Origin of the sequence: Thermoflexus sp. (genome assembly GCF_040289485.1) — a bacterium.
Taxonomy (GTDB): domain Bacteria; phylum Chloroflexota; class Anaerolineae; order Thermoflexales; family Thermoflexaceae; genus Thermoflexus.
This window is the reverse complement of record NZ_PSLG01000075.1, coordinates 1-9593: the sequence shown is the minus strand read 5'-3', so window position 1 is coordinate 9593 and position 9593 is coordinate 1. Positions and strand designations below refer to the sequence as shown.

Below are 9593 nucleotides of genomic sequence, written 5' to 3'. Positions count from 1 at the left end.
GAGTTCCCCGGGAAGGGACGCCTGTGGAGATCCCTCTGGCGGCGGAACGGCGAAGCGCCGGTCTACGCGCCACGGGTCGAGGAAGCAGGAAGTGGCCGGTCATCCGTTTCGCCGCGCAAGGTGAAAGGGATGACGATGCGCCACGGAACGGTGTGGTGATCGGCCTGACCGCTCTCATCGGCGGCGCGTGGCTGTGGCGCTCCCGCGTGACGGCGCCGGCGCCCATCGTCGCCGAGGCGCCCCGCCCGGGCTATCGCGCGCTTGCCTTCACGTTGCCCGCCCTGGACGGCGGGACCGTTTCCCTGACCCAGTTCCGGGGCCGGGCGGTGATCCTCAACTTCTGGGCCACCTGGTGCCCGCCGTGCCGGGCCGAGATGCCGGCCCTCCAGCGGGTCTACGCCCGCTACGCCGACCGCGGCCTGGTGGTCCTCGGCCTCAACGCCACCGCCAGCGACGACCCGGCTGCTGTGCGCGCCTTCCAGCAGCGCTACGGCCTCACCTTCCCCATCCTGCTGGACGAGAGCGGAACAGTGAACCGGACCTACGGTGTGGCGGCCCTGCCCACCACGTTTTTCATCGGGCCCGACGGCCAGATCCGGGAGATCGTCGTCGGCGGCCCGATCCGCGAGGCTGCCCTCGAAGCCCGGATCCGAACCTTGCTCCCGGCCGGAGGCCCCTGATGTGGCCCGTGCTGCCTCACCCTCCTCAGCCTGTTCGGCCTCTCCCGCCGGGCCCTGCCTCCCGATCAGGCGCCCCCCGGACGGTAACCGCGCGAGAGAACGGTTGAGCAGGGCTCCTTCCATCCATCGACGCTCATCGATGTGATCTCCAAGGCGCATGCCAGCCGGCTGCCTCGTGGAGTCGGTGGGAGACCCTCAGGATCGACCTGGGGACCCACCCGAGGGCTCCTCCTTCACATAATCGTGGATGCGGTGCTTTAAGGCGTAGGCGGCCGCCTCCACCCGATTGGAGAGGCCCAGTTTGTCCAGGATGATGCTGACGTAATTGCGCACCGTCTTCTCTGTCAGGAACAACTCCTCGGCGATCTCCCGGTTGGTCTTCCCCTCGGCGATGCGGACCAGGATCTGCAGCTCCCGCGGGGTGAGGTCTTTGAAGGCCTCCACATGGGCAGCCCGCGCCCGCCGGAACTGCTCTAACAACTTGCGGGTGACCGCAGGGTCCAGGATAGCCTCCCCGCGGGCCAGCGCCTCGAGGGCCTGGAGCAACTCCCGGCTCCCTGCCCGCTTCAGCACATATCCCGCCGCCCCCGCCTCGATGGCCCGAACCAGGAACTCCTCATCCGGATAAGCCGTGAGGATGAGCACCTGGACTTCAGGGTGCTGTCGCGTGATCTCCGCACACACCTCCAGGCCGTCTCCATCCGGCAGCCGCACGTCCAAGATGACGAGATCCGGCCGCAGGCGCTCCACCAGCGCTACCGCCTGGGCCCCGTTCTCCGCCTCCCCCACCAGTTCGAAGCCCGGCCGGCCCTGGAGCAGCAGCCGGATCCCCAGCCGCACCACCTCGTGATCGTCCACCACCAGGATCCGCAGGCGCTTCATGAGCGCTGCTCCACCGGGAACTCCACGCACACACAGGTGCCCCGGCCCGGCGCGCTCTCGATCCGCAGGGAGCCGCCCAGCAGCAACGCCCGCTCCCGCATGCTGCGCAACCCCATCCCCTCCGGGCGATCCGGCGCCATTCCCACCCCGTCGTCCTGGATGCGCAGGAGGCACCGCCCGCTGTCCATCTGGGCCTCTACTCGCACCCGCCGCGCCCGGGCGTGGCGGACCGCGTTGCTGAGCGCCTCCGAAAGGATGGCCGCCACATGGGCCGCCTGGACCGGCTCCAGCGGGAGGTCCGGGACCTCCAGATGGGTCTCCACGTGCACCAGGCTGCTGAACCGGGGATCACTGGCCAGTTCCGCCAGCAGCGAGCGCAGCCGGCCCGGGTGCAGGCCCCGCTGCATCGTGGAGAGCACCATCCGGATGTCCTCCACGGCCCGGTTCAGGGCCGCCAGCAGGCGATCGGCCACCTCCACTGCCGCGGCGTCCGCCCCCACCCGCTCCCGAAGGGCCTCCGCCATCAGGCCGGCCGCGTAGAGCTGCTGCAGCACGTGGTCGTGCAGATCCCGGGCGATGCGCTCCCGCTCCATGGCCATGATATTCATCCGCTCCATCTCCTCGATCCGCCGGTCCATTTCCACTTGGAACACCTCCAGGGCCTGGGCCAGGGCGGCCAGCAAGATCAGGCCCAGGACCGAGCGCCAGACCGGCATCGGGATCCCCAGGGCCTGGAACAGGGCCGTTTCGTTCAGCCGGTCCCCTGGGAAGAAGGGAACGGCCGGGCCGATCAGGCCCCCCGCGATCCCGTATCCGGCCATGGCCAGGCCGGCGATCCGAAGGGTCCGGATGATCTGTGGCAACTCGAGGGGCGCGATGTGCCGGTGGGCATGCACCCGCAGGCCATAGGCGGCCATCAGCCCGCCGGGGAGCCCCAGGCTGTAGTGGGCCAGCGCCGCCGCCACCCGATGCCAGGCGGCAATGTCTGGGAGGACGCCGGGGATCTGGGTGAGACCGCCGTAAAAGGGGCCCAGCACCCAGAGCACAAAGATCGCGCCGGGGGCCCAGTAGACCCACCGCCACCGGGGCGGCAGCGGGCTGAGGGTAGCCACCCCGAACTGGAACAGGCAGAGGAAAGAGAAGGCCAACAGGAACACCTGAGCGATGTGGAGAAGGTCCACCAGGGTCGGGGGGAGGTAGGTGGCCTGGATGGGGATGAAGACGTCCCCCCATTCGTGAAGCCCATGGCTGATGCCGAAGAGGGCCAACCACGGGAGGGCCCGGGCCAGTTGCAGGCGGCTGTGCCGCAGGCTCTGGAAGGCCAGGAGGATCCCCATCGTGAAAAAAACCTGGCCGTAAACGGAGTAGACGATGATGCGGTTGGTTTCGAAGAAGGCGCGCAGGGCCTCCACCATTGTTCCCATCCTCCACGGCGAGAGCCCCGATCACGAGGCGACACGACGGGCCGCCCGGCCCAACCAGCGGCGCCTCAGGATCCGGCGGACGTATTTGCGATACAGCAGGCCGATCAGGGCCTGGATCAACCGATGCAGTTCGCGGAACCGGCCGATGCGCTCCGCGTCCTCCAGGGAATCCGCCACCAGCGGCAGGTAAAGGGATACATCATGGCGGGCCTGGGACCTGGCCAGCCGCACGTAGAAGGACAGGTTGGCACAGGTGACGCCCATGGCCTCCAGATCCCGCACCACTCGCATCAGGGCCACATCCTCCCAGGTGTAGCGGCGCTCGCCGTCCCTTTCCCCATCCGGCAGCAACCCCAGGGCCTCCAGCCGACGGATCTGCTCCACCGAGATCCCGGCCCGCTGGGCGGCCTCCTCGACCGAGAAGGTCGTCTCCTCCTGCCCCTCCACCTCCTGAAGCACCGCAAAGAGGGCCTCCAGGGCGCCCAGGTTCAGCGCCGGCTCCTCCTCCAGCCGGTCCACCAGCGCCCGGACCGCCGACAGCGGGAGGCGGTGGCGGGCCCGGAGGTTCAGGATCAGGGCCAACCGCTCCACATCCTCCGGGCAGTAGAGCCGGTGCCCCCCGTGGGTGCGCCGGGGGCGGATCAGGCCCGCTTTTTCCCAATAGCGCAGTTTGCTCGGGGTGACCTCCGGGAACCGCGCGCGGAGGTGCGCCACCACCTCCCCGATCGTCCACAGCCGTCCCTTCCGTTCCATCTCCATCCCTTCCACCCTCATCCGTCGATCTCTCCCTCGATTTCCATCCGCCCTGCCTCCCATCCGTCCGTCGTGGGCCTCGGCCTTTCCGGCAGCCCGAGGCCCGCGAGCCAGATGCCCGCTGCCAGCCCGAGGGCCACCGCCGGGGCTTTCCAGAAGGCCTCCTGCAAGGCCATCCCTCCGGCGCCCAGGGACGGACCGAGAACCGCGCCCATCACCGCCGCCCCCATCGACCCCCCGATGTTCCGGGCGAACAGCAACATGGCCGTCACCACCCCGAGGACCTCGCGGGGGGCCTCCTCTTGGGCACACACCAGCAGCGCCAGCATCACCGCTCCCATCCCGGCTCCCACCACCAGCCCGGCCAGGCCCAGAGCCGGCAGCGAGGCCTGCCGAGCCAGGATCCACGCCCCGAACCCGGCCATCATCGCCAGGGGTCCCCAACGGGCCATCGGCCGCGGACCCCAACGGGGCAACGCTCGCGCCGCCAGCACGCTGCTCATCGTCCAGCCCACTGTCATCGGCGAGAGCAACATCCCGCCGACGGTGGCGCTCTGCCCCCGGGCCGCCTGGACGAACAACGGGATGTAGGCCGTCATCCCGAAGAAGGCCATCCCTCCCAGCAGGTTCCCTAGGAACCCCCGGAAGGCGAAGGGCCGGCGCAGGGCCCCGAACGGAACCAGCGGGAAGGGTTGCTGGGCCTCGACGCCCACAAAGGCGGCCAAAAGCAAGACAGAGAAGAGGAGAGCCGCCCAGGACTCCCGTTCCAGGCCGTAGATCAGGGCCCCGGCCCCCATGGCGAACAAGCCCGCCCCGGCCAAGTCCAGCCGCGCTCCGGCCACCGTCGGCTCCTCCGGGATCCCCCGCCCCACCAACAGCATGGCCATCAGGCCGAAGGGCAGGTTCAGATAAAACACCCAACGCCACGAGAGGTGATCCACGATCAGCCCGCCCACCAGCGGCCCGACCAGGGCGGAGAAGCCCCACACCCCGCTGATCCATCCCTGCACCCGGGCCCGCTCTCGCAGCGGATACAGCGCTCCCACCAGGGTGAAGGTCAACGCCTGCAGACCCCCGCCCCCTATCCCCTGCAAGGCCCGGGCCGCGATCAACATCCCCATAGAACGGGCGGCCCCGCTCAGGGCCGAGCCCACGAGGAACAGCAACACCGAGGCCAGATAAAGGCGCCGCCGGCCATAAAGGTCCGACGCCCGGCCCCACAGCGGACCGGAGACAGTGGCCATCAGCAAATAGAGGGCAAAGGGCAGGCTATAGAGGGCCACCCCGCCAAGATCCCGGATCACCCGGGGCATGGCGGTGGCCACCACGGTGGCTTCGAGAGCGGCCAAGAACAAGCCCAGGATCAACCCCACCGTCGCCCGGGCCCGCTGCGGCGCTGTCCCCACTCCCATCGGCCGCGTCCCTCGGCACGGGGATCCCACAAGCCCCCTGGGGGTCAGGCGCGCGTCCCCGGAGGGATTCTAAACCCAAGCTGGCACGCCCGTCAGGCCCGGGCGCCCGCCCCCGGCAGCCCCTATGGAAAAAGGGCCTCCCTCACCACGGCCACCACCGCGGGATCAGGCTATACGGCCAGCGCTCGATCATCAGGAACATCAGAGCGGATCCCATCAGGGCGAGGTTCTTGGTAAAGTTCACCATCTCGATGATCCGCTGCTGTTGGTCTTGAGCGGCCCAGAACTGGTGCATCTTGAAGGTAACTGGAAGGAAGAACAAGACCAGGCTCAGCACACCGAGGCCCGGATAGACCCCCAACAGGAAGCTAAGGCCGGCGATGAGCAGGAGGATCCCTGAGACGATAACAGCCAGGCGCGGCGCGGGGACCCCTTTGTGTTGGGCGTATTGGGTCAACGGCTCGGTGGCCACGATCAGGTGGTTCGCCGCGTTATACAGATAGTAGAGGCCGACGATGATCCGGCCGATCAAGAACAGTTCCTCATGCATGGCGCACCTCCGTTAAGAAGATTTTGGATCCGGGCGGGATCCACGCCATGGACCCGCCCGGGCCTCCTCCCTATCCCCATAAAAGTCGGGAAGCCTCGCCCGTTCAGACCTCCAGTTCTTCCCCGGAGAAACGGCCCTCCACCGTCACCCGCAGCGGGTTCATGGAGGGATCCCGCAGCCAGAGAACGCCGGGCCGCTCCCGGAGGAGAACGCCCGCTGCCCGCGCCCGATCCCGGACCCCTGCCCAGGCGGCCTCATCGGGGACCACCAGGGTGAAGGCCAGCAGGCCCACGGCGTCGGGCGGGGGCGGCGGCGCCCCCCGCCCGGCCCAGATGTTGGTCCCCACATGGTGGTGATACCCGCCCGCGGCGAAGAAGCGGGCGCCCGGATAATCCCGCTGGGTCACCTCCAGGCCGAGGACCCCGCAGTAGAACGCCTCCGCCTCCTCCAGATCTGCCACGTGCAGATGGACATGGCCGATGTCCGTGCCCGGCGGCAGCCCTTGTGCAGGCCCGGCCTCCGCCTCCCGGAGCAGGTCCTCTACATCCAAGGGCTGTGTGACCATCGCCAGGCGCCCTTCGCGCCACGGCCACTGGTCCCGGGGCCGATCCCGATAGATCTCCAATCCGTTCCCATCGGGATCCGGCAGATACAGCGCCTCGCTCACCCCGTGATCCGAGAAGCCCTGGAACGGCCACCCGTGGGCCAACAGTCGCTGGAAGACCTGGGCCAGGTCCCGCCGCGTGGGCAGCCGGATGGCCACGTGATACAGCCCAGTGGTCCGGGGCGGTTTGGGCCGCGCCCCAAGGCGCGCGGTGAGAACCCACATGGGAGGCAGCGCTCCGGTGGCCGAGAGGAGCACCGTGGCTCCCTCTCGCCCGATCTCCCGAAACCCGAGAAGGTCCCGATAGAAGGCCAGGGAACGCCCCAGATCCCTCACCTGCAGGTGGACATATCCGATATGGGTGCCTTCCGGCAATCGGTCGCTCATCGCAGATGCCTCCTCTCTCGTCCGGGACGGGATCTCACCCGGGGATCGCCAGCGGCGGCAGGGCCGCCTCGATCTGCGCCCGTTGCGGCTCCAGCCAGGCGGGCAGCATCAACCCCATCCCCAGGCGCTCTAGGGGTTCATCGACCGTGAACCCGGGGGGATCTGTGGCGATCTCGAATAACACCCCTTCCTCTTCCCCAAAGCGCGGGGTCACCGACCCCACGGCCACCCCATGGATCCGCAAGCGTTCCTGCCAATAACCGATGGAAGCCTCCGGGATCGCGAGGGCTACCACGGCGACTCGGCCTGCTCCAACCCGCCCGGAGGGGGCCTTCGGCCACGGGAAGAACGTCAGCAACGTCCCCAGCCGCCCCTGGCCATCCCCATAATACCAGTGATAGGTCCGCGGATCATCGAAATTCACCGTCCGCTTGACCAACCGCAACCCCAGCACATCCCGGTAGAACCGCGCGTTCGTCGAGGGATCCCCCGCCACCGCCGTCACATGGTGAAGTCCCGCCAGCACCGGCATGCCAATAGCCCCTCGTCAAATTAAACTTTAATCTAGATTTAATTTCATGGTCATATCCTACTACGATCGCGCTGAGAGGTCAAGAGATGGGGACCCGAGGGCGGTTGGGGGGCTCGTCTGCCCCGGGTATAATGGGCCCCGTCGACATCCTGGGGCTGAGGTGGGATCGATGGCCCGAGGGCGAAGGCGGTGGTTGCCGTGGGGAGGCGTTGGAGGGGTGATGGCCTTCCTGATTGTCCAGTATGTCCTGTTCCAGGCCTCCCTCCAGCGCATCCCGCAGACCTGGACGGTGGCCGGGCTCCCCGTGGGGGGCCAGCCCATTGACGCTGCTTTGGACGCGGTGGACCAGGCGCTGCGAACCCCCCTCACCGTCCGCTACCGCGACCAGACCCTTCTGCTGGACCCCGCCGACGTGGAGCTCCGCCTGGACCGCGAGGGCAGCCGCGCCCGGATCGCCCGGGCCTTGGCCGATGAGCAACGCCCTTCGGGGTTTGTCCGCTTCCTGTTCCGTCAGCCCCCGCCCCCCCGTGACCTCCCCGTCGAGGTCTTCATCTCCTCGGAAAAGGTCCGCCTTTGGCTGCTGGAGGTCGCCCGCCGCTTCGACCGCCCCCCCATTGACCCCCAGCCCGACCTGGAGCATTTCACCTTCACCCCGGGACAACCGGGGTACATGCTCAACCTCAGCCGCTCGGCGGAGCGCCTGCAGGAGGCGCTGGCCCGGGCCGCCCCTCGCGAGGTCGCGTTGGTGGTAGAGGAGAAGCCAGCCCCCGCCCTCACCCTGGCCGCCCTGGGCCGCTTCATAGAAGCCTACCTCCGCCCCTTCGAGGGAACCGCGGGGATTTTCATTAAGGATCTGCAGCGTGGGGAGACCTGGATGCACCACGGGGACCTGCCCTTCTCCGGCGTGGGGTTGATGCGTCTGCCGGTGGCCCTGGCCCTCGCCCGCGCCCGGGATTTGGTCCACGACGCGGATCGACGCCAGCGGGTCTTCCAGATGCTGGTGGACGAAGCCGCCCTTCCGACGTTCTACGAGGCGCTGGCCGACCTCGGCGACGGCGACCCCACCCGGGGGGCCGAACGCGCCACCGCCCTGCTGCAGGACCTGGGCCTAGTGAACTCCTTCCTCGCCTGGCCCTTCGACCAGCCCGGTGCCCCGCCCGCCGTGGCCACCCCCGCCAACCAGCGTCCCGATCTCCCCACCCATCCGGACCCCCGGCAGCAGACCACGCCGGAGGACATGGGGGTGCTGCTGGAGATGCTCTACCAGTGCGCCCGCAACGGCGGTCCCCTCCTCCTGGTCTTCGAGGGCGCCATCGCGCCGGAGGAATGCGCCTTCCTCCTGGAGGCCATGGGCCAGAACCGCCTGGCCGATGCCCGGGGGCAGCCAACGCTGCTGGCCGCCGGGCTCCCCCCCGGCATCGCCTTCCCCCACCGCCCGGGCTGGACCAACGAGATGCGGGCCGACGCGGGGATCGTCCTCACCGGCCGCACGGATTACGTGATCGTGGTCTTCCTCCACAAGCCTCTGCTGATGGAATGGGACCGGGCCGTGCGGATGATGGGGGATCTCTCGCGGATCACCGCCCAGTTCTTCCTGGGAACGCCCCGCTAAGGATGCCGCTCAGCCTGCGCCGAGCTCCGGCCACAGGGAGAGCAGTTCCTCCACCTGCCGCCGGGCGGCCTGGAACTCCGGCCGCTCGGACCCCGCCGCCCAGCGCAGGAAGGAACGGATCTCCTCCCACAGTTCCTCCACCCGCCGTTCATAGAGGGAACGATCCCGCGGGCGGAACCCTTGCAGTTTGCGGGGCCCCTCCCGCCAGCCCTCGGCGATGGACCAATCGCGGATCGGGAAGGCGCAGCCGGCGTAAAGGAGGCACCGTCCCAGCGGGGTGAGAACCGGCGGGATCCCCAGGCGGAGGGCCTGCTCCGTCTCCTGGTGGATCCCCTGGGCCTCCCCGAAGGTCTCATAGGCCAGGGCCAGCCAGCCGCCCGGCGGGATGAGCCGGCCGACGGCCCGGAAGAAATCCCGCAGGCAGGGTTCCTCCAGGCGCACCTCCTCCCCGACGAAAGAGACCGGGTTCCGGAAGAAGCCGTCGAACCAGCCGGGGATGGGCAACGGGCGCGGTTCGGCGTAAAGGCCCCGCAGCACCGGCCGGTCCGAGGGGATCCCCTCCCGCTCCAAGTAAAAGGCCAGATGGTGCTGGCCAGCCGCCCGGGTCGGCCCCTCCTCCACCACCCGGATCCGATACGGACCCACAGACCACCCCTCCAGGTCCCGCCAGTCCATCACGTCCGCTCCTCCGCCCGCCCCGATGGGTTGACAACAGCTGACATTTTTATTATCAGCCATTTCGGCCACGAAGCTTTCC

The 9593-nt window shown here is 68.9% G+C and carries 10 protein-coding genes; 2 read left to right on the top strand and 8 right to left on the bottom strand.

The genetic code is table 11. From position 1 onward, the window contains the following. The first annotated feature begins 155 nt into the window (after positions 1–155). The gene (locus tag C4313_RS10200) at positions 156–680 is read left to right on the top strand and encodes a peroxiredoxin family protein (RefSeq protein WP_352429757.1); all 525 of its coding nucleotides are present in this window, start codon (positions 156–158) and stop codon (positions 678–680) included. Between the two features lie 195 nt (positions 681–875). Here C4313_RS10200 and C4313_RS10195 read toward each other — a convergent pair whose 3' ends face one another. The 7 genes from C4313_RS10195 to C4313_RS10165 form a co-directional block, all read right to left on the bottom strand. After that, positions 876–1562, bottom strand: a complete 687-nt coding sequence (locus C4313_RS10195) for a response regulator (RefSeq protein ID WP_352429756.1) — start codon at positions 1560–1562, stop codon at positions 876–878. Continuing rightward, a complete protein-coding gene (locus C4313_RS10190; RefSeq protein ID WP_352429755.1) occupies positions 1559–2986 on the bottom strand; it encodes a sensor histidine kinase in 1428 nt (475 codons plus the stop codon). The genes C4313_RS10195 and C4313_RS10190 overlap by 4 nt, the downstream gene beginning before the upstream one ends. Positions 2987–3007: 21 nt before the next feature. Continuing rightward, positions 3008–3745: a MerR family transcriptional regulator gene (locus C4313_RS10185; protein ID WP_352429754.1), complete on the bottom strand. Its 738-nt coding sequence runs from the start codon at positions 3743–3745 to the stop codon at positions 3008–3010. A gap of 11 nt (positions 3746–3756) precedes the next feature. After that, positions 3757–5151 (bottom strand): MFS transporter, encoded by a 1395-nt coding sequence (locus C4313_RS10180; RefSeq protein ID WP_352429753.1) that lies wholly within the window; start codon positions 5149–5151, stop codon positions 3757–3759. Between the two features lie 142 nt (positions 5152–5293). Further along, positions 5294–5701 (bottom strand): DoxX family protein, encoded by a 408-nt coding sequence (locus tag C4313_RS10175; protein ID WP_352429752.1) that lies wholly within the window; start codon positions 5699–5701, stop codon positions 5294–5296. Between the two features lie 103 nt (positions 5702–5804). Beyond that, on the bottom strand, positions 5805–6692 hold the full coding sequence (locus tag C4313_RS10170; protein ID WP_352429751.1) for a VOC family protein: 888 nt from the start codon (positions 6690–6692) through the stop codon (positions 5805–5807). A 34-nt stretch (positions 6693–6726) separates the two neighbouring features. Continuing rightward, positions 6727–7224, bottom strand: a complete 498-nt coding sequence (locus C4313_RS10165) for a VOC family protein (RefSeq protein ID WP_352429750.1) — start codon at positions 7222–7224, stop codon at positions 6727–6729. 220 nt (positions 7225–7444) lie between these two features. On the opposite strand from C4313_RS10165, the gene C4313_RS10160 reads away from it, so the two are divergent. Next, positions 7445–8836 (top strand): serine hydrolase, encoded by a 1392-nt coding sequence (locus C4313_RS10160; RefSeq protein WP_352429749.1) that lies wholly within the window; start codon positions 7445–7447, stop codon positions 8834–8836. A 9-nt stretch (positions 8837–8845) separates the two neighbouring features. On the opposite strand, the gene C4313_RS10155 is transcribed toward C4313_RS10160, so the two are convergent. Next, positions 8846–9511, bottom strand: coding sequence for a DUF1122 family protein (locus tag C4313_RS10155; protein WP_352429748.1), 666 nt, complete (start codon positions 9509–9511; stop codon positions 8846–8848). Positions 9512–9593 lie beyond the last annotated feature (82 nt).

Excerpts from the sequence above, each read along its gene's own strand:
- C4313_RS10195 (WP_352429756.1), bottom strand. The coding sequence starts at position 1,562 with ATGAAGCGCCTGCGGATCCTGGTGGTGGACGATCACGAGGTGGTGCGG.
- C4313_RS10190 (WP_352429755.1), bottom strand. The coding sequence starts at position 2,986 with ATGGGAACAATGGTGGAGGCCCTGCGCGCCTTCTTCGAAACCAACCGC.
- C4313_RS10165 (WP_352429750.1), bottom strand. The coding sequence starts at position 7,224 with ATGCCGGTGCTGGCGGGACTTCACCATGTGACGGCGGTGGCGGGGGAT.
- C4313_RS10170 (WP_352429751.1), bottom strand. The coding sequence starts at position 6,692 with ATGAGCGACCGATTGCCGGAAGGCACCCATATCGGATATGTCCACCTG.
- C4313_RS10185 (WP_352429754.1), bottom strand. The coding sequence starts at position 3,745 with ATGGAGATGGAACGGAAGGGACGGCTGTGGACGATCGGGGAGGTGGTG.
- C4313_RS10175 (WP_352429752.1), bottom strand. The coding sequence starts at position 5,701 with ATGCATGAGGAACTGTTCTTGATCGGCCGGATCATCGTCGGCCTCTAC.
- C4313_RS10155 (WP_352429748.1), bottom strand. The coding sequence starts at position 9,511 with ATGGACTGGCGGGACCTGGAGGGGTGGTCTGTGGGTCCGTATCGGATC.
- C4313_RS10160 (WP_352429749.1), top strand. The coding sequence starts at position 7,445 with ATGGCCTTCCTGATTGTCCAGTATGTCCTGTTCCAGGCCTCCCTCCAG.
- C4313_RS10180 (WP_352429753.1), bottom strand. The coding sequence starts at position 5,151 with ATGGGAGTGGGGACAGCGCCGCAGCGGGCCCGGGCGACGGTGGGGTTG.